Raw genomic sequence first — 24,138 nt, 5'->3', positions numbered from 1 at the left:
CGACCTCTCCGCATGATGTTCGACGACCTCACGACGACAGGAAAGTACCCAGCCATGTCCGAAACGACTACTGGTGCCAGCTATGCCGCCGCGGGCGTCGACATCGAAGCCGGTGACCGCGCGGTCGAGCTGATGAAGGAGTGGGTGAGGAAGACGCAGCGCCCCGAGGTCCTCGGCGGCCTCGGCGGCTTCGCCGGCCTCTTCGACGCCTCCGCCCTCAAGCGCTACGAGCGCCCGCTCCTCGCCTCCGCCACCGACGGCGTCGGCACGAAGGTCGACCTCGCCCGCAAGATGGGCGTGTACGACACGATCGGCCGCGACCTCGTCGGCATGGTCGTCGACGACCTCGTCGTCTGCGGCGCCGAGCCCCTCTTCATGACCGACTACATCTGTGTCGGCAAGGTCCACCCCGAGCGGGTCGCCGCCATCGTCAAGGGCATCGCCGAAGGCTGTGTGCTGGCCGGCTGCGCCCTGGTCGGCGGCGAGACCGCCGAGCACCCCGGACTTCTCGGCGAGGACGACTTCGACGTCGCCGGCGCGGGTACGGGTGTGGTCGAGGCGGACCGGCTGCTCGGCGCGGATCGTATCCGTACGGGTGACGCGGTCATCGCGATGGCGTCCTCGGGACTTCACTCGAACGGGTACTCGCTCGTCCGCCACGTGGTCTTCGACCGGGCCGGCTGGTCGCTGGAGCGCGAGGTCCCGGAGTTCGGGCGCACGCTCGGCGAGGAGCTGCTGGAGCCCACCAAGATCTACTCGCTGGACTGCCTGGCGCTCACCAGGACGACCGAGGTGCACGCGTTCAGCCACATCACCGGTGGCGGCCTGGCGGCCAACCTCGCCCGGGTGATCCCGGACGGGCTGCACGCCACGGTGGACCGCTCGACATGGACGCCCGGCGCGGTCTTCGACGTGATCGGCGCCGCGGGCCGGGTGGAGCGCCTGGAGCTGGAGAAGACGCTGAACATGGGCGTGGGCATGATGGCCGTCGTCCCGGCGGAGTCGGCCGACGCCGCGCTCACCACGCTCGCCGACCGCGGGGTGGACGCCTGGATCGCCGGCGAGATCACCGAGCGGGCGGGTCACTCCACCGGAGCGGCGCTGACCGGCGACTACGCGAGCTGATGTGCCGCCCCGCGCCGACTACGCGCCGCCCCGCGCCGACCGAGGGACCGCCGGCAGGACCCCGTACGGGAGTGCCCGGCCGGCGCGGGAGCGCGTGGACAGCAGTGCGTGGACAGCACAGAACCCGGTCCAGGGCTGCGGGCCCCGGACCGGGCCGGATGCTGATGACGAGCTGACGCTCGGGATGTACGGACGTCAAGCGCCGCGGCGCCGTGCCGAGGGTCCGGACTCGTCGTCCTCGTCCTCGTCGTCCTTGTACGGGTCCGCGTTGTAGCGGTCCGCGTACTGTGCGTACGGGTCATCTTCCTCTTCGTCGTCCTCGAACGGCTCGCCGTTCGGCGGTTGACTTGAAGGCGATGCGCCCAGCTCGTTGGCCAGACGCGACAGGTCTGTCCCGCCGCTGTTGTACTTCAGCTGGCGGGCGACCTTCGTCTGCTTGGCCTTGGCCCGGCCGCGCCCCATGGCTCGACCCCCTCGGTGACGGGGCTCGACGGCCCCAGAGTCTTGACACGCGTTCATGAATCAGAACGAGCTCTCCGCGGAGAGACCCGTCCGTAGGGCTTCAACGGTACCTGCTTCCGCGGCCATACGGTACGCCGCCCGCATGACGTGCCCCGGTGCAGGGTCGGCGAGACGCCCCGTCCTCGCTGGTCAGCAGCGATTTTAACCTCTTCTGGAGGGGCGACCCGCCGACCGGCGTGAGTCTGGTCTCCCCGCTCGCCGCCGCCCGCTCCGGCGCTCCGCGCACGCGCCGGGATCACCCCTCGGCGTTGAGGTGAGCACGCTCAGGAACGGCTCAGGAAGACTCAGGAACGGCGGGCTTCGGCCATCCTGTGCTCGGCGATCCGGTCGGCCGCCGCGGCCGGCGGAACCCCGTCCTCCTTCGCACGTGCGAAGATCGAAAGGGTCGTGTCGAAGATCTTCGCGGCCTTCGCGTGACACCGGTCGAAGTCGAAGCCGTGCAGCTCGTCCGCGACCTGGATGACCCCGCCCGAGTTCACCACGTAGTCGGGCGCGTACAGGATCCGGCGGTCGGCGAGGTCCTTCTCGACGCCCGGGTGGGCGAGCTGGTTGTTGGCCGCCCCGCAGACCACCGTCGCGGTGAGCGCGGCCACCGAGGTGTCGTCCAGCGCGCCGCCGAGCGCGCACGGCGCGTAGATGTCCAGGCCCTCGGTGCGGATCAGCGCGTCCGTGTCGGCCACGGCGGTCACCCGCGGGTGGGCGTCCGTGACCCGGCGTACCGAAGCCTCCCGTACGTCCGTGATCAGGACCTCGGCGCCGTCCTTGAGCAGGTGCTCCACCAGGTGGTGCCCCACCTTCCCGACGCCCGCGACCCCGACCCGGCGTCCGCGCAGCGACGGATCGCCCCACTGGTGCTGGGCGGACGCCCGCATGCCCTGGAAGACCCCGAAGGCGGTCAGCACGGAAGAGTCGCCCGCGCCGCCGTTCTCGGGGGAGCGCCCGGTGGTCCAGGCGCAGGTGCGGGCCACGACGTCCATGTCCGCCACGTACGTACCGACGTCGCAGGCGGTGACGTACCGGCCACCGAGCGAGGCCACGAAGCGGCCGTAGGCCAGCAGCAGCTCGTCGCTCTTGATCTGCTCGGGGTCCCCGATGATCACGGCCTTGCCGCCGCCGTGGTCGAGCCCGGCGAGGGCGTTCTTGTACGACATGCCCCGGGAGAGGTTCAGCGCGTCGGCGACGGCCTCCTCCTCGGAGGCGTACGGGTGGAAGCGGGTGCCGCCGAGGGCCGGGCCCAGGGCGGTCGAATGGATCGCGATGACGGCCTTGAGGCCGCTGGCGCGGTCCTGGCAGAGCACGACCTGCTCGTGGCCCCCCTGCTCCGAGCGGAAGAGGGTGTGCAGTACGTCGGTGTGCGCGCCGGAAACATCGGTCACGGTGGTGACTCCCCAGTAAGAAACGGCGTTGGGCGGTCCCTCCCGTGGGTGGTGGAGCGACCGGTCGGGCAAGCAAGAGGGTAAGTCCTCGGCAGGCGTGGATCAGCCGCAGTGCTGAGGATCACCCCCTCGGGGGTGACGGGCATGGGACGATGCGGCCCATGCCGGCGGTGTCTTCTGTCCATGTCCCTTACGCGTCCTACCTGCGGGTGTACGAGCCGCTGGGAGCCTTTCCCGAACCGGAGAGAGGCCACTGGGCGCGTTACGCCAAGCGGGACCGTACTCCCAGCGCCCAGGACGAACTGCGGCGTTCCCTGGCGGACTTGCTGCCCACCCCGCCGGTGCCGGTACCGGTGCACGAGAGCGGGGACGCGTTCGTCACCGAGGTGGACGGCGTGGTGTGCGTCTGTCCCTGGCGGACGCGGCTGCGCGGCTGGCTGGCGCTGGAGGAGCTGACGGAGACGCTGCCCGCGCCGCTGCTGGACGCGGTGCTGCCCCCGGTGGTGCGATTTCAGGCCACATCGGACTACGAGCACTGGCGGGACCGGAATCCGGACGCGCGGCCCTGGATCAGGACGGCGCTCTGGCAGGTCCCGCCGGGCTGGTTCGCCCTCTTCTCCGACGAGGAGCGGCTGTACGAGAAGGAGGGCCCGGCGGAGGAGGACGGCGACGGGGCGCCCGTACTGCGCTACCGGACCCCGATGGTGCAGGCCAGGCGCCGGCTGGCCCGGGCGCTGAAGACGCTGCGGGAGACGCTGGACGACGGTCCGATGGTCGAAGGGCTGATCGAGGTGGGGCGGTGGCTGGAGGAGTTCCACCCGCGTTCACTGGTCGAACTGGACTACGGCGGTCTCGTCCATGTGATCTCCCGGGAGCAGTTGGCCGACGACCACTCGGCCGCCGATGTGGCGGCGGCCGTCGCTGCGCTGCGTGACGGGGACGGCGAGGCGGCGGGGACCGCGTACGGCCGGCTCATGGAGCGCTGGCGCGCGGTACGGGACCGGCAGTACGCGAGCTGAGCCGCCGCCCGGCCCGCCGGAGCGACGGGAACATCCGGGACATCCGGGACGGATCGGCCGAACGGTCAAACGGGCATGGGGAGACCGTGGAACGGGCTTGGTCAGACCTTGAATCGGACATCGGGGCAGAGGTCCCGAACCGGGCCTTTGCCTCAAGCGTGACGGACCGCACTAACGGGGCTCTTGCGTCCATCACCCTTCCTCGTGTCAAAATAGGACAAGGAGTCCGGGGAGGGCTCCATCCGTCCAAGTGTGGGCGGAATGCTCGGCATTGCACTCTATGTAGGGGGGCCAGTGACTCCTGATCATTCTGTGACTGATCGTATCTGTGACGTGACTGTCCGCTATGGCATGGTCCATCGGCTTCCGCCGCTGATGAACACCTCAGAGGGCAATTCCATCGGTTTGGCCTACGTGGCTGGACGGATGGTGTAGTTGTAGTGCCGAGGACAAGCCGTTCGTCCTATAACCGACTCGGCCCGCGTCCGCCATTTCGGGCAACGCGGGTCAAGGTGCAGAATTTAGAGGAAAGAACCGAGATGGTTCGGTTCTCCCGAGGAGGCCGCTCATGACCGCTCGCACCCCTGATGCCGAGCCGCTGCTGACCCCGGCTGAGGTTGCCACGATGTTCCGTGTGGACCCGAAGACGGTCACACGCTGGGCAAAGGCCGGCAAGCTCACGTCCATCCGCACGCTCGGTGGGCATCGCCGGTATCGCGAGGCAGAGGTCCGCGCACTGCTTGCGGGTATTCCGCAGCAGCGCAGCGAGGCCTGAACACCCCAGTAAGGCTCATTTAGGGCTCAAATCAACCAGGGCACAGCCGGGTCCCCCATATCCGGTCGTCCCGACCCATGGCTCCACACGACGGGCACCTGCCCCAACAGGTCCCATGCCCACGCACAACGGGTAAGTCGTCGATCGCGCCGGACTCCGCCGAGTCCGGCGCGATTTTTTTGTGCGCGGGCCAGTGCGGAACGAGTGGTTCCGGGGAGTACGGGAAGCGGGAGGAGAGGGTTCGGAGGAGCAGTGCAATTGCACATATTAAATTCGTGTCTTGTAGGAAGGGTGTAAGTCCTGTCCTGTGCAGGAAGTTACCGCGTGACTCCCGTCACACCTCTTGGCTCCTGTCGACGGGGCGCGAGCCCCTCGTCGGGTACGTGTCAGATGATGGTGGCCGCCCCGCCGGAACGCACACCGCCACGCGGGCCGGTGCGGAACGAGGCGGGCCGGCCGTCGGCCGGCGGCTGAACGGCAGTCAAACGTCAGCTCACGGGAGGGGGTTGGTCCCCGGGTAACTTCTCCACGAGGAAACCCCCGCGCCCGGGAGCCGGGTCGAGAGCCGCCACGGACTCGTCGACGAGCCGCTGGAGGCGATGGCAGACCGGGCAGTACCCGGTGGCGTGCGGGCGCCCTGAAGCGGCTGCCAGGTGAGCGCGCAGCAGCGCGCCCGTCTCATGTTTCGTCTGCCTGACGGGCCCGGGCCTGTCGGCCGGCCTCGCTGTCGATGCGGTCACGCACACCACCCCCGGTGCGGCCCCGGGATGTGACGGACAAGGGGCCTTCTGTTTAGGTACCCCCGGGCCATGAACCCCGTCAAGGCGCATCGCCCCGGGCGCGGCGGATTTGGGCACGCCATTACTGCGGCGTTACCGCCGCGTCGACGGCGCTTGCCGTATGCAATGGAGTCGGGCGTCCAGGGCCGAGGGGCGCCAGATACGGCGAAAGGCCCGCATCCGCGGGAGGTCGCGTACGCAGAAGGCCCGCGTCCGGTGGGGATGCGGGCCTTCCCCACTGCGGTCCTGACGGGATTTGCTGTGTCCGACGGCGGCTTCGCCGTGGGCGCGGCCTCCGGGCGGCGATCGGGAGCCCCGCGTACGTAGGAGGTCGCGTACGCGAAAGGCCCGCGTCCGTCTCCGGATGCGGGCCTTTCCTGCTGCGGTCCTGACGGGATTTGAACCCGCGGCCTCCACCTTGACAGGGTGGCGAGCACTCCAAACTGCTCCACAGGACCTTGCTTCGCGGCCCCGTAGTGGCGGCTGCGAAACCAGACTCTACAGCAGCTCGGAGGGTGCGGTCGAACTGGATGAGCGAGGCCCCCGCGTCACGGCGCCGCCGCGTCGATCGCCTTCACGATCCGCTTGTCCGAGACGGGGTGCGCGGTGCCCAGCGCGTGGGCGAAGTAGCTCACCCGCAGCTCCTCGATCATCCAGCGGATGTCCAGGACCTCGCGCGGCACCGGCCGCCCCCGCGGAAGCTGTTCGAGCAGCCACGCGTACTCGTCCTGCATCTCGTGGACCTTCTCCATGCGCGTCGTGTCGCGCTGGACGGCCGTGGGCATCTGCTGGAGCCTGCGGTCCACCGCCACCAGGTAGCGCATCAGGTCCGGCAGCCTGCGCAGCCCCGTACGGGTGACGAAGCCCGCCGGTACGAGGGCCGCGAGCTGGTCCCTGACGTCCTGGACGTTGTTGACCAGCACCAGACTGTTCGTGGCCTTCAGGCGGCGCTCACAGGACTGCCAGGCGGCCAGGATCTGCTGGACCTGGCCGACGGTCCGTACCGTCGCGTCGACCAGGTCGGCGCGCACCTTGTCGAACAGCTTCCGGAACGACTCCTCGTCCCACGCCGGGCCCCCGTGGTCGGCGATCAGCTTGTCCGCGGCGGCCGTCGCGCAGTCCTCGAAGAGCGCCTGGACCGATCCGTGCGGATTGCGGGACAGCGCCAGCTTCTGCTGGTTGCTGAGCTTGTCGGAGGCGAACTTCGCCGGGTTGACCGGGATGTTCAGCATGATCAGCCGCCGGGTCCCGGCCCACATCGCCTGCTGCTGCTCGGCCTCCGTGTCGAAGAGCCGTACGGCCACGGTCGCGCCCTGGTCGACCAGGGCCGGGTACGCCTTCACCGGCTGGCCGGCCCGGCGGGTCTCGAAGATCCGTACGAGCGTGCCGAGCGTCCACTCCGTCAGGCCCGTGCGCTCGATCGTCTCGCCGCCCGCCCGTTCCGCGGTGGCCGCGGCGGCCTGGGAGAGGGCCTGGCGGGCCTTGGGGCGGAGCTGGAGCCTGAGCGCCTCCAGGTCCTTCGCCTCGGCGACCTTGCGGCGCCGTTCGTCGACGATCCGGAACGTGATCTTGAGGTGGTCCGGGATCCGGCTCAGATCGAAGTCCTCGGCCGTGACCGGCACGCCGACCATCCGCTGGAGCTCACGCGCCAGCGTGACCGGCAGCGGCTCCTGGAGGGGCACCGCGCGGTCCAGGAAGGCGGCGGCGTAGTTCGGTGCGGGCACGTAATGGCGGCGTACGGGCTTGGGAAGTGACCGGATGAGCTCCACGACCACCTCCTCGCGCAGCCCCGGGATCTGCCAGTCGAAGCCCTCCGAGGTGACCTGGTTGAGGACCTGGAGGGGGACGTGGACGGTGACGCCGTCCGCGTCCGTGCCCGGCTCGAACTGGTACGTCACCCGGAACTTGAGCGGTCCCTGGCGCCAGGAGTCCGGATAGTCGTGCTTGGTGACCGAGCCGGCCTTCTCGTTGATGAGCATCGACCGCTCGAAGTCGAGCAGCTCCGGCTCGTCGCGCCGCTTCGCCTTCCACCAGGAGTCGAAGTGCGCCCCGGAGACCACGTCGTCCGGCACCCGCTGGTCGTAGAAGTCGTACAGCGTCTCGTCGTCCACGAGGATGTCGCGGCGCCGGGCGCGGTGCTCCAACTCCTCGACCTCGCCGAGCAGTTTGCGATTGTCATGGAAGAACTGGTGGTGCGTCCGCCAGTCGCCCTCGACCAGCGCGTGACGGATGAACAGCTCCCGCGACGCCTCAGCGTCGATCCGGCCGAAATTCACCTTGCGCTGGGCGACGATCGGCACCCCGTACAGCGTGACCTTCTCGTACGCCATGACGGCCGCCGCGTCCTTCTCCCAGTGCGGCTCGCTGTACGTCCGCTTGAGGAGATGGCCGGCCAGCGGCTCGATCCACTCGGGCTCGATCCGCGCGTTGACGCGCGCCCACAGCCGGGAGGTCTCCACCAGTTCGGCGGACATGATGAAGCGCGGCGGCTTCTTGAAGAGGGCCGAGCCGGGGAAGACCGCGAACTTGGCGCTGCGGGCGCCCAGATACTCGTTCCGGGCGGAGTCCTTCCGCGCGCCGTCCTTCCCGCTGTCCTTCTTGGAGGACTCCTTCTCCTTCACGTCCTTCATGCCGACGTGCGACAGCAGGCCCGCGAGGAGCGAGACATGGACGGCCTGTTCGGCGGCGTCGTCCTCGTTGAGGTGGATGCCCATCTGCCGGGCGACCGTACGGAGCTGCGAGTAGATGTCCTGCCACTCGCGGATCCGCAGGAAGTTCAGGTACTCCGTCTTGCACATCCGGCGGAACGCGGAGGAGGAGAGCGCCTTCTGCTGCTCCCGTACGTACCGCCAGAGGTTGAGGAAGGCGAGGAAGTCGGAGGTCTCGTCCTTGAAGCGGGCGTGCTGCTGGTCGGCCTGCGTCTGCTTCTCGGAGGGGCGCTCGCGCGGGTCCTGGATGGAGAGCGCGGCGGCGATCACCATCACCTCCCGTACGCAGCCGTTGCGGTCGGCCTCGATGACCATCCGGGCGAGCCGCGGGTCCACGGGGAGCTGGGAGAGCTTGCGGCCGAGCGGGGTGAGCCGCTTGGTCCGCTCCTTCTCCCCCATGTCGAAGGCGCCCAGTTCCTGGAGGAGTTGCACACCGTCGCGGATGTTGCGGTGGTCCGGCGGGTCGATGAACGGGAACTTCTCGATGTCGCCGAGCCCGGCCGCGGTCATCTGGAGGATGACGGACGCCAGGTTCGTCCGCAGGATCTCGGCGTCCGTGAACTCCGGGCGGGACTCGAAGTCCTCCTCGGAGTAGAGCCGGATGCAGACGCCGTCCGACGTACGGCCGCAGCGGCCCTTGCGCTGGTTGGCGCTGGCCTGGGAGATCTTCTCGATCGGCAGGCGCTGGACCTTGGTGCGGTGGCTGTAGCGGGAGATCCGGGCGTTGCCCGGGTCGATCACGTACTTGATCCCGGGGACGGTCAGCGAGGTCTCCGCGACATTCGTCGCGAGGACGATCCGGCGACCGCTGTGGCGCTGGAACACCCGGTTCTGCTCGGCGTGCGAGAGCCGGGCGTAGAGAGGGAGGACCTCGGTGTTGCGGTGCGAGAGCTTCTGCAGCGCCTCGGCGGTGTCGCGGATCTCCCGCTCGCCGGAGAGGAAGACCAGGACGTCGCCGGGCTCCTCGTACTGGAGCTCCTCGACGGCGTCGGCGATCGCGGTGATCTGGTCGCGGTCGCGCTCCGAGCTGTCGTCCTCCAGGAGCGGGCGGTAGCGGACCTCGACCGGGTACGTACGGCCGGAGACCTCGACGATGGGCGCGTCCCCGAAGTGCCGGGAGAAACGTTCCGGGTCGATGGTCGCGGAGGTGATGATCACCTTGAGGTCGGGGCGTCTGGGCAGGAGCTGGGCGAGATAGCCGAGCAGGAAGTCGATGTTGAGGCTGCGTTCGTGGGCCTCGTCGATGATGAGCGTGTCGTACGCGAGCAGTTCGCGGTCCGTCTGGATCTCGGCGAGCAGGATGCCGTCCGTCATCAGCTTGACGAAGGTCGCGTCCTGGTTGACCTGATCGGTGAAGCGGACCTTCCAGCCGACCGCCTCGCCCAGCGGGGTGTCCAGCTCCTCCGCGACGCGCTCCGCGACCGTACGGGCGGCGATCCGGCGCGGCTGGGTGTGCCCGATCATGCCGCGGACGCCACGGCCCAGCTCCAGACAGATCTTGGGGATCTGGGTCGTCTTGCCCGACCCGGTCTCCCCGGCGACGATCACGACCTGGTGGTCGCGTATCGCCTCCAGGATCGTGTCCTTCTTCTGGCTGACGGGCAACTGCTCGGGGTACGAGACGACGGGCACCCGCCCGGCGCGCAGCCGGGTCCGCTCGGCGGCCTTCTCGGCCTGACCTGCGATCTCGTCGAGCACGGCCTGTCGCGCTTCGGGCTTACGGATGCGCCGTGCGCCTTCGAGACGGCGGCCGAGCCGCTGCGCGTCGCGCAGCGGGACGTCGGCCAGCAGGGTCTGGAGGTCGGCGAAGGAAGTAGACATACCGAAACCAGGATCTCACCCGGGCCGACGGGGAGGCGAACGATTTCGTCGCGGGCCGGGGGCGGGCCGGGGGCTGAGCCGGAGTGCCGTACGGGAAAACCCCCGCCGGATCTCCCTGGCGGGGGTTCGTGCCCTTGCGGGCGGTGGTGGCTGGGGCCGGGATCGAACCGGCGACCTATCGCTTTTCAGGCGATCGCTCGTACCAACTGAGCTACCCAGCCACGCAGCCTCACGGCTGCAAGCGGTCCTGACGGGATTTGAACCCGCGGCCTCCACCTTGACAGGGTGGCGAGCACTCCAAACTGCTCCACAGGACCAAGCAATGTGCGAGCACCAGTCTCGCACACAGTGTTGCGTGCCCCCAACGGGATTCGAACCCGAAATCGTCACCTGGCTGACCTGCGGAGATCCGCGAGTGCCGGGCAACCACGCCCGTTTGCGTCGCCCTGGGCCCGGGGCGCGGGGGTGGTGTCGGACGCCCATGATTCCAGGGTTCTGCGCGATTTCGTGGTGTTTTGTGGAGTTCTGGAGTTCTGGAGTGCGATGAGCGTGAAGCGGCCGAGCGTGGGGTGAACCCCGGGTAGCGGCGGGTGGCCGCTACCCGCGGTCACTACAGGCCGAGGGCCTGGGCGGCGAGCTCGGTGCCCCGCAGGCGGGCCTCGATCTTGGCGAAGGCCGTGTCCCGCGAGGTGGAGGTGTCGTCGGCGAAGGGGGCGAAGCCGGCGTCGTCGCAGGTGCCCAGTTGATCGACCGGGATGTGGCGGGCGGCCTCCAGGACGCGGTCGCGTACTTCCTCGGGGGTCTCGACCCTGGGGTCGGTCGGGTCGGTGACGCCCACGAACACCCGGATCCCGGGACGCAGTTGTTCGGCGATCATCCCCAGGACGCGCTCGCGGTCGGGCTCGCCGGCCAACTGGAGGTAGAAGTTGCCGACCGTGAGCTGGAACAGCTTGGGCAGCAGCCCGGCGTAGTCGACGTCGAGGCTGTGGGTGGAGTCCTGGTCGGCCCCGGGGTCGGTGTGTACACCGAGGCGGGCCCGTTCGTCTTCGGTGAACCGGCTCAGGACCTTGTTGTTGAGGGCGACGAAGTCGTCGAGGACACCGCCGGAGGGGTCGAGCTTCAACGACAGCCGGCCTTCCGTGAAGTCCATCTGCACGCGGTGCGCGCCCGCGTCGAGGCATCCGCGGATCTCGGCCTCCGCCTCGTCGGCGAGGTCACCCAGGAACGCCTCACGGGAGTATCCGTCGATGCCGTCGGCCGGGTAGAGCAGGCTCAGGGCCGAGGGGGCGACCACAGCCTGCTTGACGGGGAGGTCGGTGTGGGTGCGGGCGGTGCGGAGGTAGGTCTCGGCCCGGACCTGGTAGCGGAACGGTCCGCCGGTCAGGACGGGCATCTGCCGGGTGTGCCCGTCGGCGAAGGGGATGACGGCGCCGTTGGCCGCAAGGCCCGCAAGGCCGGTGAGGGGGTAGGTGAGGGAGCTGGGCTTGCCCTGGTCGCCGTCGACCAGGACCTGGCTGCCCAGCTTCTCCAGCCGGGCGAGGGTGTCCGCGACAGCCTCGCCCTGGACGCGCGCCAGCTCCGCGTCGTCCAGGCGCCCTGCGGCGTGCTCGGCGAACGCCAGATGCAGCACGTGTGGACGGGGAAGGCTGCCGATCGGCTCCGTAGGAATGCTCATGATCCGCACCCTAGAAGTCACCGGGATGCCCCCGGATACGGGAGTGAAGCCCTCCTGATGGCGGTCGCTCCGCGATTCCCAGGGCGTTCGGGGAACATCGTCACAGCTCATGAACCAAGCGATTCACCCGATCGAGCGTCCGCCGGAGGGTCGCAGGTTGACTTTCCGAAGTGTCATTGCCCATGACAGGTCGTGCCACCCGTCACCAAGCCCGCCCGCCCGCCCATACGCTCATCCGCCAAGTGAAGCGCTCCGTCACACCGAACTGTCCGGCGTACGGTACGGGGGACGAGGTGCCCCGCGATCACCGTCGCCCCGGGCCCCCGCAGCGCGCCTACGCCTTCGCGATGTGCCAGACGTCCTTGATGCATCGCCGGTCGTGTCCCCGGGCCTCTTGTCCTTCAAGAAGGTGTACAGCGGCTTGCCGTCGTAGGCCCAAGTAGTTGTCAAGAGTTGTGGATCGCACGAGGGCAGGGCTGCCTGTTCGGAGTGGAACCGCTGAACTTCCTGCCGAAAGACTGGCTTCTAAGGATGTTGCTCCCACTTGGTTCGGGTGAGTTCGTACTCAACTTCGCCGTGCTCGGAGCCTTCGATCGCCTCCGGCCAGTCCCCGCTGAAGTCGCGGAGGAACGACAGGCCCGCCTTCTCCATCACACGCCGGGATCCCGTGTTGACCGTCATGGTGTTCGCGATCACCCGCTGTACTCCGAGATCCGTGAAACCCTTGCGGATCAGGGCCCGTGATCCCTCGGTGGCGTAGCCGCTTCCCCAGGCGGCCTTGTTCAGCCGGTAGCCGAGTTCCGCCACGGCGGGGTTGTGGTCGTCCAGGGGGCGGAATTCGAACCAGCCCAGGAAGACGCCGGTGTCCTTCTCCTCCGCGGCCCAGTAGCCGCGGGTCCCGAAGCACGGGTAGTCGTGGAGGAGCCTGGGCAGGGTCTGTGCCTGGATCACCTCGCGGCTTGTGGGCCGGCCGCCGTTGATGAAGCGCATGACGTCGGGGTCGTTGTCCAGCGCGAGCAGGTGGTCGGCGTCGGCCTCGGTGAACGCGCGCAGCGCGAGCCGATCGGTCTCCAGGAATGTGTTCATGCCGCGATCCTCACCACCGGCGGTTGGGCCCACCACCGGATATTCGCGGCAGGCCGACGAAGGAGGGGTTGTTCCTGCCACGAGGGTCTCGGGGCGTTCGACGAGGTGACCGCGTTCGAAAGGCCCGCAAAAGGGGCCGGACGGCCTGGCTGGACGCGCGGGCGTGGGCAGTCCATGGAGCGTTACGCCACGGAGAACCTCCCCGACTCCAGCCAACACCCACGTCGGATCCGCAGGTCACCGTGCCTGCTCAGCCAGCCGGTCAGCCAGCCAGCGGGCCGGCCCGCGACCCGTTCGGCGGGGGCAAGCTCCGCCGGCTCGTCCGGAGTGCGCCGGGAACGGCAGCCGGGGAAACTGGGAGCAGGGGCCCTGACGGCACGGCGGAGGTTCGCAGAGAGGCTGCCCTGATGGATGCGGCGCGATCTGGAGACCGGGCAGCGGAGGAAAGCGCATCCGCTCACCGCGCCCACGCCGAGCAGGTAGCACTCCACTACGTGACGGTGCGGCTCAGGACCGCCTTCCCCAGCGTCGGCCACGACACCGTTGACGCCCTCGTACGAGCAGCCCACGACGCACTGCGCCACGCGAAAGTACGAACCTACATCCCCATCCTGGTGGAACGCAGAGTGAGGAACACCCTCGCCTCCACCCCCACGAACACCGCACCCCCGAACCCCACCGCACCCCCGCGGCAGGCCGAGACCGATCCGGCCTGAACCCTGGGAAACCACCACGCGAGGGCCGGACCCAGGGGCGCCGGTCGGGTCAGCCGCGCTGGTGCGGATTCCCCAGGAAGGGGAAGTCGGTGCGCAGGTCGGTGTGGGGCCGCAGCCCGTCGTGGGGCACAGTGCCGTTGCTCAGCTCGGCGATCCCCATGTTGATGACGTCGTCGGTGAGGTTACGGCCGTTGGGGAATCCTTCGGCGCTGGTGCGGTCATACTCGTTTGTCGTCGTCGTCCTGGTTGAAGTTGTTGTCGATCCCCGGTCGCCCTGGACCAGTCGGCCGTCGTGCGGAACCAGGACTCTGGCCCAGACACCCACCCGCGGGTTCGGGCCGAGCGCGCTGTTCGGGACGTCCAGCACGATGCCGAACACGTTCTTGTCGGCGAAGAACGGGTCGCCGCGGAGCCCGGCGAAGAACCTGAAGTCACCGGACTCGGTGATCCGCGGCTCGGAGCCGAAGGTCACCGGTGCGTCGCGAAGGATCGTGTCCCTGCGTCGGGGTCGGCCGCGGCCTCCCGGCCGGTCGCCCGTTGCACGCTTGCGGTCTGCGCGTTCTCCCGTACGGGTGAGAAGCGGATGCGGAAGGCGATGGGCGAGGTCGGATTGATGTTGATCACCAGGATCGTCCTGCTCGCATCGCCTGGCTTCTGGAATACGTAGAGGTCGGTGATGTGGCTCCTGGGGTCCATGCTCGTGGGGCTGATGCCCAGGCCGGAGACGTGGTGTGCCATTTCGCGACTCCCATCAGGCGGCGATGCGGACCGAGTTGCGTGGCGTGGCGGGGCGGGTGGAGCATGGGCGGCTCGTCGCCGAGAGGCAGGGCCTCGGCGTCGCCCCCTCACCCGGGACGATCACCCGTTGCCGACCTGCTCGCAGGTCGTTGAGGCCCTCCTGAGCATGAGGAACGTCGAGAGCAACGATCTTCCTGTCGTCGGCGGCTGTATATCCGTCATCCGACGTATTCGCCGTGGTTCGAGCGACCACGCGGTCCTCATCCGTAGTTAAGAGCGGTCCGGCGGCACGGGTAGTCAGGCGGATTGTTCGAGTGGTGGTGGCCTTGGCGGGCGCCGGATGGACGCCTACATACGACCCGTTCCCAGAGGACTCCTGTGAGACCGAGCGCGTCTCGGCGCCTCCCGGCCACCACCACTGCTGAGTGGCTGCTCATGGTGTGGCCGCGCGGGCGCCGGATGGACGCCTTGTACTTACCCGGCCTGGTGCCCAAATGTAGATCGTGCGGCATCCGGCGCCCTCGCAGCACCCCACGCAGAGTCGAGTGTTGGCGCCCGCCGGCGCTGGGCGGACGCCTGTTGCGGTCCTGGCTCTGATGTCTTAGCGCAGAGCGGCGCCACCCAGGGCCGTCGAGCGTCAACACCCCTGACTTGATCACTCGTTGGTGTTGGTGGTGCGAGCCCGCTCCACGGTGACCTCGCACGAAGCCCGAGCCCTACGAGCTCCCGCATAGACCGAGGCCCGCGGAACGAGCTGGTGCCACGAACGGCTACTGAGGTGGCGGACCGGCCGGCATGGCTGAGTCCTGGGATTAGGTAGCCCCGTGGTTCCTCACGAGCTCGTGACCAGCAGAGACAGCACGATGGAGGGGAAAGAGCTGATCTACTGCGGCATCGACTGGGCCGAACGAACGCATGACGTCGACCTCGTCGACGACACCGGCCAGCTACTGGCCAAGCGGCACATCACCGACGACATGACCGGCTACAAGATCCTGCTGGACCTGCTCGCCGAATACGGTGACAACGAGGAAACCCCCGATCCCGGTCGCGATCGAAACTTCTCGCGGACTACTGGTCGCAGTGCTGCGAACGGGCAAGCGGCAGGTGTTCGCGATCAACCCGATGGCGGCCGCCCGCTATCGCGACCGGACGTCCGTCTCCCGCAAGAAGTCCGACCCCGGCGACGCCCTGGTCCTGGCCAACATCTTGCGGACCGACATGCACGCCCACCGTCCGCTGCCGCAGGACAGCGACCTGGCCCGCGCGGTCGCCGTCCTGGCACGTGCTCAGCAGGACGCCACGTGGAACCGGCAGCAGATCTCCAACCAGCTCCGCTCTCTGCTGCGGGAGTATTACCCCTCCGCGCTGGCCGCCTTCGACTCCTGGCGCAACGGCCTGTGTCGGCCGGAGGCCCACGAGCTCCTCAGAGCCGCGCCGACACCGACGCGAGCCGCGCAGATGGGCCGCCCGCATCTGCAGGCGGCCCTGAAGCGAGCCGGCCGCCAGCGCGGCATGGCAGCCGAGGCCGACCGGCTGCGGGAGGTTTTTCGCGCCGGCTGGGCCCACCAACCGACGTTGGTCGAGAACGCGCTCGGCAAGCAGATGCTCGCGCTCCTGGTCCAGCTCCAGGCCGCCTGCACCGCTGCCGACGACCTCGCCAATGCGGTCGAAGAGGCTTTCCCTCAGCACCCGGACGCTGAGATCATCCTCAGCGTCCCCGGCCTCGGCATCCAGATCGGCGCCCGGGTGCTCGCCGAGATCGGAGACGACCGCACCAGGTTCGCCGACGCCCGCGGCCTGAAGGCATACGCGGGCGCCTCACCCATCACCAGGGCCTCCGGCAAGAAGTCCAGCATCACCCGCCGGTGGGTGAAGAACGACCGGCTCAACCACGCCGGATACCTCTGGGCCTTCTCCGCCATCACCGCCTCACCCGGCGCCAAAGCCCACTACCGGCGCCGCCGCGACGGCCACGGCGACTGGCACGCCGCAGCACAGCGCAACCTCTTCAACCGCATGCTCGGCCGGCTCTACCACTGCCTCCAGCAGAGTCAGCAATGTGACGAGGCATCAGCCTTCCCAGCTCCACCCGGCGAAGTGGTCACGGCGGCCGCGTAATGAGAGGCCACATCGCACAGGCAGCGATCAGGAGGACGCCTATCGGGGCAGGCGACCCACCACGGCACGGAGCCTCTCTCGCCCTGCCGTGACGCTCGCGTCCCACAGACCTGCGGCGTCACCGCTCAGCGAGAGGGACTGGAGCCGTTGTTCGTCGGCCAGAAAGCTGGCACCTGCCACATTCTGGTCCAGCATGCCCATCGCGGTGAGTGCCGCATGGCCGCAGGACACCGCGTCATCAGCGTTGCCCGAGTTGTGGGCCAGCAGGGCATGGCGCAGGCAGAGGGCGGCGAAGAACGCGTAGGTGTCGGCGACACCGGTGATTCCCTCATCGTCCGGCTGGAGCTCCGGAAACCGCTCAAGCCAGCGCACTCGCTCGGCGCCGTCGGCGAGTGGCTTGTCGGCAAGCCAAAGACCGCTCACGGACTCCACATAGAGGTCCAGGTCGGCTTCCCGCCCCGGTACGCCCGCCCGCAGGCCGACGAACAGGGGCGCCATGCGTTCCGCACAGGCGGCGACATACAGGCGGACCGCTTCGCCGCGCCCGTCGCGAAGCGCCTCTTTGACGGCCCCCTCCACCAGCGTCTCCACGTCTCACTCTCATCCCGTTCGAACAGATCGACAGGCTACACAGCGGGCTGAGGGCCGCAGCTTGACACGTTGACTGCCTGAGGTGTCTGCACTGCGTCTCCGAGCACGTTCCGAGCCCGGAAGTACCGGAGTCGGGCGCGGGGAACCTGTTCCTGTCGTTCGAGCCGGGGATCAGCAGGGAGACCTGACGAGGACCGGTAGGGAAGTGCGGTCAGTGGTCCACGCACGTCGGCGGGGGCGGAGACGATGAGGGTGCAACGAGATACGGGACGAGTCCCCAGCGAGCTCGGTCAGCGAGGACACCCCGCCGAACGCGAGGAACGCGCCCGCATCCGCAGCGAGAAAGACATCTCTTCCCCGCGCCTCGGAACTCCTGACGGAAGGACTCTCAACACCTCTTCGGGGTTGGGCAGTGGCTAGCAGCCGTGTGCGAGGCTGTGGTTGTGCAGGATGAGATCGACGCCGTGGGGTGGGGCTCCATACCGGGCCATCCCGACTGGTACGAACCGGATCGCGTTGCCCGTGGTCTACGTGCCCTTTTCGAGGCCGCGAACTCGGTACAGGCGGCGGATGCCGACTCGCAGCTCGGCGGCGGTGGAATTGTTCATGGGCACAGCGCCGCGGTGTTCCCAGCGGCTGTGGTTGCGGCCCCGCTGCTCCTGGACATTGCCCAGCGGGGTCACCCGGCCGCAAGGGACACGGCGTTGGGGTTGCTCGATGAGGCTCTCTCGTCCTACCCGCATGCCGGGTTCACGCGGGTGGCGGCTCCTGACGGCAGCGCGGTTCCCATCTGCTGTGCCATCGCACACCATCTGCGCGATCGCACCGATTTCCTTGTCGGACTGGGCAGGAGAGGCAAGTCATTGCTGGCCGACGCGGCCGCGCACTGGCGCTTCGAGATCCGTGAGTGCGTCGCCGACAACAGCGACACAGCAGCCTTTGGCGTCTTGGCCGGCTGTTTCCCCGGCGGCGTCCATGCGGCGGAAATGCATCTCGCCGGTGCCATCACCATGCTCGGCGAACTCACCCTTGAGTACCCATCCGCGGAGGGCTCTCTCGAAGCATGCCTGCGGGTGATCGCACGGCACCCGGGCGAACTGCCGTCAGGTGCCGTGCTGTTCCCAGCGGAGTGCGGGGATCGCGTGCACTGAGTGGCTCCGGTGCATCAAGGACCGTAGCCGGGGGCGGCCGCGCTTACCGCGTACCGATGGCACCCCTTCACTTGGAGGGCCCACGAGTGCCGGCTACGGTCGACCGCCCGCCAGGAGCTCTACCGCGTGCGCTTGCTGACCACGGATGTCCAGTTGGTACGCCGTGCTGATCCAGGCTCAGGCCGAGTGCTGGTAGGCCGGGTAGGTCAGGTAACCGGCGTCGCCGCCCTGGTAGTACGTGGCCACGTCCACCGGAGCGATCGGGAGTCCCGTGCGCAGTCGCTCGACCAGGTCGGGGTTGGCGAGGAAGCCGCGGCCGAAGCTGATGAGGTCCGCTCCCAGCCCCAGCCAGTGATCGGCGTCCTCCCGTCCCGTCTGCTTCGCACCGGTCGGTATCACCGGATTCATCAGCAGGGTGCCCGGCCAGGTGCGGCGAAGGCCGATCAGGATTCCCTCGTCGGCAGTGGCCTCGATGTGGACGTAGGCGAGCCCGAGAGGCGCGAGCTCGGTCAGCAGCGCGGTGTAGAGCTCGGGAACGTCGGCCTCCTCGACACCCCAGAACATCCCGGCCGGGGAGAGCCGGATGCCGGTCCGGTGCGCGCCAACGGCTTCGGCGGTCGCGGACACCGCCTCGACGGCGAAGCGGATCCGGTTGGCGATCGGGCCGCCGTAGCGGTCGGGGCGGGTGGCGGCGCCTTTACTGGTGGCCATGGGCCGGATTGTACTTGTGGGTACATTTTCTGGAACCTACCTTGAGCCGCATGAAAGCGATTGTTGTCAACCAAGCAGGCGGTCCGGAGGTCCTGCGGCTGCGCGAGCGGCCGGCACCTCGTCCGGGCCCGGGGGAAGTCCTGGTGGACGTCCGCGTGGCGCCTACGCATCGTCGAAGCCGCCGCGGCCGAGATCCGCGAGCGCGGCACAAACGTCACCACGCTCGACCCCGCCCGCCGTTGGCGTGCACGGCGGCGGTCACCGGCTGCCACGCGGTTACCTGCTCGTCGGTGTGGAGCCCCGGCGTACCCGGGGCGGCCTGGCCGACCGGAGTCGGCTGCACGCCCTCGGACACGATGAGGCCGGCGGTGGCCCGCTGGGCGTAGTACGTCGCCATCGACGGTGAACTTCTTCGACACCGCCGTCCGCGGACAGGCGCTGGCCGAGGTGCCGGGCGCGGAGGGCGCCGGCGTGGTGGCGGAGACGGGCGAGGGCGTGCACGGATTCGCCCCGGGCGATCGTGTCGCGTGGTTGGCGATCAACAGCCACGGCAGCTACGCCGAGCAGATCGTGCTCCCGGCGAACGGTGTCGTCGCGGTGCCCGACGCCGTCGACGACGAGACGGCCGCGGCCGTGCTTCTGCAGGGCCTGACCGCGCACCACTTCGCCACCGTGTCCCACCCGGTACGACCGGGGGACGTCGCGCTCGTGCACGCGGCCGCCGGCGGGGTCGGGATCATGCTCACCCAGGTCGTCAAGGCCCGCGGCGGCACCGTGATCGGCCTGGTGTCGCGACCGGAGAAGGTCGAGCTCGCCACCGAGGCGGGCGCTGATCACGTCCTGGTCTCCACCGGTGACGCGTTCGCCGAGCCGGTGAGCGAGCTGACCGGCGGCGAGGGCGTGCACGTGGTGTTCGACGGCGCGGGCGCGACCACGTTCGCCGCGTCCCTGCGAGCGCTGCGCACGCACGGCACGCTGGTCTTCTACGGGCCGCTGATCGGGGACGTGCCGACCATCGCGATGAACGACATCCCCCGCAGCACCCGCCTCACCTACGCCGTGACCGAGGACTACATCCGCACACCCGAACAACTCACGGCACGCACGGCCGAGCTGTTCGCGCTCGTCGAAAGGGGCGAACTGATCGTCCGGATCGGCGGCCGCTACCCGCTGGCCGAGGCGGCCAGGGCTCACGCGGACATCGAGTCGCGCACGACCACCGGGAAACTACTGCTGATCCCCTGACAGTGATCACGTGACCGGTGGTTCCGCCGATGAGCCCGACTCGCCCTCTGACCGACTTGGCCGACTGTCCTGTTGGGGATTTGTCGGCTGCGGGGATTCCGGCGACGAGCGATCCACTCGGCTCGGTTCTCCGCATGCAATAAGGCCCCGATCCGAAGATCGGGGCCTTGGCTGTGGCTGGGGCCGGGATCGAACCGGCGACCTATCGCTTTTCAGGCGATCGCTCGTACCAACTGAGCTACCCAGCCACGAAGTTCACAAGGAACTTCAGCGGTCCTGACGGGATTTGAACCCGCGGCCTCCACCTTGACAGGGTGGCGAGCACTCCAAACTGCTCCACAGGACCTGGCACATCGCGCATCCCGCTAAGGAGTACGTGGTGTTGGGGGGTGGTTCCGGCGCTGGCGCCTGAACCGGTTGCTGACTATACCCGACGAAGACCGACGGGATGAAATGAGCATTTTGCCCGCTTTGGTGGTGCTGTGCTGCACCTGCTCGCTGCCTGATGTACGCCATGCGGCGCACCGTGAAACGGAACGCTGCTGACACGGTGCTGACGTACCGAAACAAAGAGTCCCCCTGACCGGCGTTTCCGCTGGTCAGGGGGACTATAAGTGTGGTGCCCCCAACGGGATTCGAACCCGTGCTACCGCCTTGAAAGGGCGGCGTCCTGGGCCACTAGACGATGAGGGCTAAGGGCCCGCCTGGGCGCTTTGCAGCGCGTCGGGGACGTCCGCAGCATATGCGATGCGAGGAGCTATCGCCAAAACGGTTTACGGGCCCCTGGGGCCGGCCCGGCCGGGGCGTTCCCGCGAGCGGTCAGGGCTCGGGTACGGGGAGCCCCGGCGAGGGCCGTGCGGGGGAGCCGGGGACCGGGCCCGAAGGGGCCGAAGGGGGCGCGGGGGACGTGGGGGACGTGGGGGACGCGGTGTCCGAGGGGTCCGTGCCGGGTTCCGCGTCGGGGTCCGTGCTCGCGTCCGTACCGGCGTCGGTACCGGCGTCGGTACCGGGCTCCGCGCTCGGCTCCGTACCCGGCTCCGCGCCGGGTTTGCCCGCCTCCTCCGGGAGGTGACGGCTGACCTCCGCCGTCGTCAGCCCGAGACCGCCCAGCGTGATCTCGTCCCACGCCTGGAGCCGCTTGGTCGTCCGGTCCAGGTAGAGCACGGAGGCGCGGACCTTCTCCGGTTTCTGGTTCTGGAGCGCGCGCAGCCCGCCGCCGCCCGTGGAGCCCTCGATCTTCAGTCGGGTGCCGTACGGCAGCACCTCGGTCTTGCGCTGGTGCACATGGCCCGCCAGGACCAGCGGCACCACACCGTCCGTCTGCCGCGCGGCCAGCGGGTCGTGCGTGACCGCGATGTCCACCGGCGTGCCGGCCCGCTCCTGGTCGCGCAGGGCCGACGCGAGCTGGATGCCCGCCATGCGTTCCGCCGGGTCGCCCGGGGCCTTCCTGGAGCGGTCAGGGGTGAACTGCGGGTCGCCCGTGCCCGCGATCCGCACCCCGCCGACGGACACGGCCCGGCCGTCGTCCAGGACGTGCACGTTCCGCATGCGCTCCAGGTACTCCTGGGTGACGTCCGAGTCATGGTTGCCGCGTACCCAGACATAGGGGACACCGAGGTCGGCGATCGGGTCGAGGAAGGTGTTCTCGGCGGAGGCGCCGTGGTCCATCGTGTCGCCCGAGTCGACGATGACGTCGATCCCGTACTGCTCCACGAGCGAGCCGATGATGTGCCAGGACGCCGGGTTGAGATGGATGTCCGAGACGTGCAGGACGCGGAGGGTGGCCGGGTCGGGCTGGAAGGTGGGGAGCGTGGAGGTGGCGTCGTACAGCTTGGTCACATTGGTGACCAGCCGGGCCAGCTCCTTCTGGTAGACGTCGAAGTCGGTGACGATCGAGCGGGCGTTGCCGACGACCTGGGGCGCGGAGGAGAGCAGCCCGGAGAACTTCGGCTCCAGCACCGACTGGGGGTTCCAGGTGGCGTACGCGCCGACGGCGGAGGCGCCCAGCAGCGTGAACGCGAGGCCGCCGGCGGCGAGCGCGCGGCGCGGGCGGCGGTAGACGGCCAGCCCGAGGGCGGTCGCCCCGGAGACGACGGCGACGACGGAGCGTACGGCCAGCTCCGTGGTGCCGGACTTGACGTCGCGGCTGATCTCGCTCTGCAGCCCGGAGAGCCGCTCGGGGTGCTCCACGAGGGCCGTGGAGCGGACGGGGTCGAGCTGGTCGACGTCCACGTCCAGCCGTACGGGCCCGGTGTGCGTGGCCAGCTCCAGCGCGCCCAGCGGCGAGACATTGATCTTCGTGCCGCCGCTGACGGACGGGCGGAGCGTCATCCGGGTGTCCATCGGGCCGACCGGTGTCCGTACGCTCCCGACGATCAGCAGCCCGAGCCAGGCGCCGAGCAGGACGACGGCGGTCAGGCCGAGCGCGCGGGTGACGGGGTGCGCGGGATGGACCTGGACGAGGGCGCTGGTGGGGGCGGTGCGGCGGGCGCGGAGATGACCCATGACGGCGGTGAGCCGGGTGCGGAGGGCACGGAAGGGGAAGCGCGGGACATCACGGGCCATTGGGCGCGTATGCCCGGCGCGGTGGTCCGCCATGCCTGGCCGCCGCCAAGAGGAGTAGTCGGCGTACGGGGGCGGGGCGGGGCCCGTACGGGTGAGGGTGGGGGCGCGGTCATGGGTGAGGGTGGGGGGCGCGGTCACCGGCACGGGTACGGGTACGGGCGCCTGGCCGCGCCAGGTCTTCGGCCCCCCGGCCGTCAGCCCTCGGCCCCCGGCCGTCAGCCCCCCGGGCCGTCAGCCCCAGCCGAGTTCGTGCAGCCGGTCGTCGTCGATGCCGAAGTGGTGGGCGATCTCGTGGACGACGGTCACGGAGACCTCGTGGACGACGTCCTCCGGGCTCTCGCAGTACCGCAGGGTGGGGCCCATGTAGATGGAGATGCGGTCGGGCAGGACACCGGCGTACCACTCGCCCCGGTCGGTGAGCGGCGTCCCCTCGTACAGCCCGAGGAGTTCGGGGTCGGAGGGGTCCGGCTCGTCCTCGACGAAGACGGCGACGTTGTCCATGACCCTGGTCAGCTCCGGGGGGATCTGGTCGAGGGCCTGGCTCACCAGTTCTTCGAAGGTCTCGCGTGTCATCTCCAGCACAGGGCCATTGTCCGGCAGATCCGTCCCCCGGCAAGATCGTCGGCTGCTCCGTACGACCCGGGCGTGTCCCCGGCGGTGAAAAGGGAGTTGGGCAGGGCGAACCGTCCCCGCCGTCGGCGGGAGCCCCGTCGCCACGCCCCGGAGGTGCCGCTCGTGCGCCAGTTGTCCGCCCCTGGCCGTCTCGCCGTCTGGATCGTCACGTCCGTGGCGGCCCTGACCTCCACGGGCTGTATGAGCGTCGGCGACGACGCGGGGAGCCCGGCCCCCTCGCGCCCGGCGGACCGTACCGGCGCCGCCGCCGAACCCGACGGCGGTACGGGGGCCGCGGCCGGAGTCGGCGGTTCCGACGCCTGGCCGGGCCATACGGAGAAGAGCGGCAGCGGTGCGGCGCACGCCGAGGCGGGCGGCGACGCGGGCCCCGACGGCAAGGGCGGGACCGGGGACGGGGCCACGGAGGCGGAGGCGGGCAAGGGGGCCTCGCCGGAGGCCGGTTCGTCCGACGCGCCGTCGCCCAGGCCGTCCACGGGCACCCGGCCGCAGCCGGGGAACGGGAAGCCGACCGCGCCGGGGAACGAGCCCGGACCGACCAAGGAGCCCACCCGCTCCGCGCCGCCGGCCACCCAGCAGCCCACGCAGACCCCCGCGCCGGTGGACCCGGACCCCGAGCCGGAGCCGACGAAGCCGCAGGAGCCGCCGTCGGCCTCACCGGCGGCGGACATGCGGATGGGCGCGATGGCGTTGGCGGACGGGGCGGGGATGCTGAAGGAGCCGACGGCGTCCGCGCAGCCGGTGCCGGTGTGACGCGCGTCTCTTTCCGCGCTTCCCCGTGGTG

19 protein-coding genes, 6 tRNA genes and 3 pseudogenes are annotated in these 24,138 nt (G+C 69.5%); 8 read left to right on the top strand and 20 right to left on the bottom strand.

Annotated features, from left to right (window positions below; all coding sequences use genetic code 11):
* The first annotated feature begins 54 nt into the window (after nt 1-54).
* Nucleotides 55-1,125 (top strand): phosphoribosylformylglycinamidine cyclo-ligase, encoded by a 1,071-nt coding sequence (purM, locus tag ACIO3P_RS10790; RefSeq protein ID WP_329827561.1) that lies wholly within the window; start codon nt 55-57, stop codon nt 1,123-1,125.
* Nucleotides 1,126-1,320: 195 nt separating this feature from the next.
* On the opposite strand, the gene ACIO3P_RS10785 is transcribed toward purM, so the two are convergent.
* Complete coding sequence (locus ACIO3P_RS10785) at nt 1,321-1,587, bottom strand: DUF3073 domain-containing protein (RefSeq protein ID WP_329827563.1); 267 nt, start codon at nt 1,585-1,587, stop codon at nt 1,321-1,323.
* 344 nt (nt 1,588-1,931) lie between these two features.
* Nucleotides 1,932-3,023 carry a Glu/Leu/Phe/Val dehydrogenase dimerization domain-containing protein gene (locus ACIO3P_RS10780; RefSeq protein WP_329827564.1) on the bottom strand — a complete coding sequence of 364 codons (1,092 nt, stop codon included), beginning with the start codon at nt 3,021-3,023 and terminating at the stop codon, nt 1,932-1,934.
* Between the two features lie 161 nt (nt 3,024-3,184).
* Here ACIO3P_RS10780 and ACIO3P_RS10775 point away from each other — a divergent pair, with 161 nt between their 5' ends.
* The gene (locus ACIO3P_RS10775; RefSeq protein ID WP_329827565.1) at nt 3,185-4,042 is read left to right on the top strand and encodes a hypothetical protein; all 858 of its coding nucleotides are present in this window, start codon (nt 3,185-3,187) and stop codon (nt 4,040-4,042) included.
* Nucleotides 4,043-4,610: 568 nt separating this feature from the next.
* Nucleotides 4,611-4,817 (top strand): developmental transcriptional regulator BldC, encoded by a 207-nt coding sequence (bldC, locus tag ACIO3P_RS10770; protein ID WP_003949541.1) that lies wholly within the window; start codon nt 4,611-4,613, stop codon nt 4,815-4,817.
* A 488-nt stretch (nt 4,818-5,305) separates the two neighbouring features.
* Here the strand turns inward: bldC and ACIO3P_RS10765 are convergent, their stop codons facing one another.
* The 8 genes from ACIO3P_RS10765 to ACIO3P_RS10730 all read right to left on the bottom strand — a co-directional run bounded on the left by ACIO3P_RS10765 (nt 5,306) and on the right by ACIO3P_RS10730 (nt 12,886).
* The gene (locus ACIO3P_RS10765) at nt 5,306-5,647 is read right to left on the bottom strand and encodes a DUF6274 family protein (RefSeq protein WP_329827613.1); all 342 of its coding nucleotides are present in this window, start codon (nt 5,645-5,647) and stop codon (nt 5,306-5,308) included.
* 332 nt (nt 5,648-5,979) lie between these two features.
* Nucleotides 5,980-6,054 (bottom strand) — tRNA-Asp (locus ACIO3P_RS10760).
* Nucleotides 6,055-6,144: 90 nt separating this feature from the next.
* Nucleotides 6,145-10,125: an ATP-dependent RNA helicase HrpA gene (hrpA, locus tag ACIO3P_RS10755; protein WP_401848907.1), complete on the bottom strand. Its 3,981-nt coding sequence runs from the start codon at nt 10,123-10,125 to the stop codon at nt 6,145-6,147.
* A gap of 144 nt (nt 10,126-10,269) precedes the next feature.
* Nucleotides 10,270-10,346 (bottom strand) — tRNA-Phe (locus tag ACIO3P_RS10750).
* A gap of 21 nt (nt 10,347-10,367) precedes the next feature.
* Nucleotides 10,368-10,442, bottom strand: a tRNA-Asp gene (locus tag ACIO3P_RS10745).
* 293 nt (nt 10,443-10,735) lie between these two features.
* The gene (locus tag ACIO3P_RS10740) at nt 10,736-11,800 is read right to left on the bottom strand and encodes a cobalamin-independent methionine synthase II family protein (protein WP_401848905.1); all 1,065 of its coding nucleotides are present in this window, start codon (nt 11,798-11,800) and stop codon (nt 10,736-10,738) included.
* 255 nt (nt 11,801-12,055) lie between these two features.
* Nucleotides 12,056-12,250, bottom strand: a complete 195-nt coding sequence (locus ACIO3P_RS10735; RefSeq protein WP_401848903.1) for a hypothetical protein — start codon at nt 12,248-12,250, stop codon at nt 12,056-12,058.
* 75 nt (nt 12,251-12,325) lie between these two features.
* Nucleotides 12,326-12,886, bottom strand: a complete 561-nt coding sequence (locus ACIO3P_RS10730) for a GNAT family N-acetyltransferase (protein ID WP_401848901.1) — start codon at nt 12,884-12,886, stop codon at nt 12,326-12,328.
* Here ACIO3P_RS10730 and ACIO3P_RS10725 point away from each other — a divergent pair.
* Nucleotides 12,877-13,602: a three-helix bundle dimerization domain-containing protein gene (locus ACIO3P_RS10725; protein ID WP_401848899.1), complete on the top strand. Its 726-nt coding sequence runs from the start codon at nt 12,877-12,879 to the stop codon at nt 13,600-13,602. The genes ACIO3P_RS10730 and ACIO3P_RS10725 overlap by 10 nt on opposite strands.
* Nucleotides 13,603-13,651: 49 nt before the next feature.
* Here the strand turns inward: ACIO3P_RS10725 and ACIO3P_RS10720 are convergent, their stop codons facing one another.
* Both ACIO3P_RS10720 and ACIO3P_RS10715 read right to left on the bottom strand, forming a co-directional pair.
* The gene (locus ACIO3P_RS10720; protein WP_401848897.1) at nt 13,652-14,074 is read right to left on the bottom strand and encodes a DUF4331 family protein; all 423 of its coding nucleotides are present in this window, start codon (nt 14,072-14,074) and stop codon (nt 13,652-13,654) included.
* Nucleotides 14,071-14,340 (bottom strand): hypothetical protein, encoded by a 270-nt coding sequence (locus ACIO3P_RS10715; RefSeq protein ID WP_329827573.1) that lies wholly within the window; start codon nt 14,338-14,340, stop codon nt 14,071-14,073. The genes ACIO3P_RS10720 and ACIO3P_RS10715 overlap by 4 nt, the downstream gene beginning before the upstream one ends.
* An 863-nt stretch (nt 14,341-15,203) precedes the next feature.
* On the opposite strand from ACIO3P_RS10715, the pseudogene ACIO3P_RS10710 reads away from it, so the two are divergent.
* A pseudogene (locus ACIO3P_RS10710) lies at nt 15,204-16,461 on the top strand (IS110 family transposase).
* A 39-nt stretch (nt 16,462-16,500) separates the two neighbouring features.
* On the opposite strand, the gene ACIO3P_RS10705 reads toward ACIO3P_RS10710, so the two are convergent.
* The gene (locus tag ACIO3P_RS10705) at nt 16,501-17,052 is read right to left on the bottom strand and encodes a hypothetical protein (RefSeq protein WP_329827574.1); all 552 of its coding nucleotides are present in this window, start codon (nt 17,050-17,052) and stop codon (nt 16,501-16,503) included.
* A 443-nt stretch (nt 17,053-17,495) separates the two neighbouring features.
* Here ACIO3P_RS10705 and ACIO3P_RS10700 point away from each other — a divergent pair, with 443 nt between their 5' ends.
* A complete protein-coding gene (locus ACIO3P_RS10700; RefSeq protein ID WP_401848895.1) occupies nt 17,496-18,203 on the top strand; it encodes a hypothetical protein in 708 nt (235 codons plus the stop codon).
* A gap of 177 nt (nt 18,204-18,380) precedes the next feature.
* Here the strand turns inward: ACIO3P_RS10700 and ACIO3P_RS10695 are convergent.
* Both ACIO3P_RS10695 and ACIO3P_RS10690 read right to left on the bottom strand, forming a co-directional pair.
* Nucleotides 18,381-18,890, bottom strand: a pseudogene (locus ACIO3P_RS10695) (alkene reductase); the annotation flags it as partial.
* 250 nt (nt 18,891-19,140) lie between these two features.
* A pseudogene (locus ACIO3P_RS10690) lies at nt 19,141-19,419 on the bottom strand (hypothetical protein); the annotation flags it as partial.
* On the opposite strand from ACIO3P_RS10690, the gene ACIO3P_RS10685 reads away from it, so the two are divergent.
* Entirely contained in the window at nt 19,317-20,159 is an 843-nt protein-coding gene (locus ACIO3P_RS10685; protein WP_401848893.1) for a quinone oxidoreductase family protein, read from the top strand. The pseudogene ACIO3P_RS10690 and the gene ACIO3P_RS10685 overlap by 103 nt on opposite strands.
* A gap of 174 nt (nt 20,160-20,333) precedes the next feature.
* On the opposite strand, the gene ACIO3P_RS10680 is transcribed toward ACIO3P_RS10685, so the two are convergent.
* From ACIO3P_RS10680 to ACIO3P_RS10660, 5 genes are all read right to left on the bottom strand, one after another.
* A tRNA-Phe gene (locus tag ACIO3P_RS10680) sits at nt 20,334-20,407 on the bottom strand.
* A 23-nt stretch (nt 20,408-20,430) separates the two neighbouring features.
* Nucleotides 20,431-20,505, bottom strand: a tRNA-Asp gene (locus ACIO3P_RS10675).
* 271 nt (nt 20,506-20,776) lie between these two features.
* Nucleotides 20,777-20,852, bottom strand: a tRNA-Glu gene (locus tag ACIO3P_RS10670).
* Nucleotides 20,853-20,978: 126 nt separating this feature from the next.
* Nucleotides 20,979-22,724, bottom strand: a complete 1,746-nt coding sequence (locus ACIO3P_RS10665; protein ID WP_401848892.1) for a metallophosphoesterase — start codon at nt 22,722-22,724, stop codon at nt 20,979-20,981.
* A gap of 231 nt (nt 22,725-22,955) precedes the next feature.
* Complete coding sequence (locus ACIO3P_RS10660) at nt 22,956-23,306, bottom strand: metallopeptidase family protein (RefSeq protein ID WP_329827578.1); 351 nt, start codon at nt 23,304-23,306, stop codon at nt 22,956-22,958.
* Nucleotides 23,307-23,459: 153 nt separating this feature from the next.
* Between ACIO3P_RS10660 and ACIO3P_RS10655 the strand changes: the two genes are divergently transcribed.
* Nucleotides 23,460-24,107 carry a hypothetical protein gene (locus ACIO3P_RS10655; RefSeq protein WP_401793969.1) on the top strand — a complete coding sequence of 216 codons (648 nt, stop codon included), beginning with the start codon at nt 23,460-23,462 and terminating at the stop codon, nt 24,105-24,107.
* Nucleotides 24,108-24,138 lie beyond the last annotated feature (31 nt).

The sequence above is a fragment of the Streptomyces sp. NPDC087310 genome, from assembly GCF_044744405.1.
GTDB lineage: Bacteria > Actinomycetota > Actinomycetes > Streptomycetales > Streptomycetaceae > Streptomyces.
This window is presented reverse-complemented; position numbering and strand designations above follow the sequence as displayed.

Coding starts and splice junctions, on each gene's coding strand:
- ACIO3P_RS10665 (WP_401848892.1), bottom strand. CDS start 22,724: ATGGCCCGTGATGTCCCGCGCTTCCCCTTCCGTGCCCTCCGCACCCGG.
- purM (WP_329827561.1), top strand. CDS start 55: ATGTCCGAAACGACTACTGGTGCCAGCTATGCCGCCGCGGGCGTCGAC.
- ACIO3P_RS10740 (WP_401848905.1), bottom strand. CDS start 11,800: ATGAGCATTCCTACGGAGCCGATCGGCAGCCTTCCCCGTCCACACGTG.
- hrpA (WP_401848907.1), bottom strand. CDS start 10,125: ATGTCTACTTCCTTCGCCGACCTCCAGACCCTGCTGGCCGACGTCCCG.
- ACIO3P_RS10775 (WP_329827565.1), top strand. CDS start 3,185: ATGCCGGCGGTGTCTTCTGTCCATGTCCCTTACGCGTCCTACCTGCGG.
- ACIO3P_RS10715 (WP_329827573.1), bottom strand. CDS start 14,340: ATGGCACACCACGTCTCCGGCCTGGGCATCAGCCCCACGAGCATGGAC.
- bldC (WP_003949541.1), top strand. CDS start 4,611: ATGACCGCTCGCACCCCTGATGCCGAGCCGCTGCTGACCCCGGCTGAG.
- ACIO3P_RS10730 (WP_401848901.1), bottom strand. CDS start 12,886: ATGAACACATTCCTGGAGACCGATCGGCTCGCGCTGCGCGCGTTCACC.
- ACIO3P_RS10725 (WP_401848899.1), top strand. CDS start 12,877: ATGTGTTCATGCCGCGATCCTCACCACCGGCGGTTGGGCCCACCACCG.
- ACIO3P_RS10765 (WP_329827613.1), bottom strand. CDS start 5,647: ATGCGCCTTGACGGGGTTCATGGCCCGGGGGTACCTAAACAGAAGGCC.
- ACIO3P_RS10785 (WP_329827563.1), bottom strand. CDS start 1,587: ATGGGGCGCGGCCGGGCCAAGGCCAAGCAGACGAAGGTCGCCCGCCAG.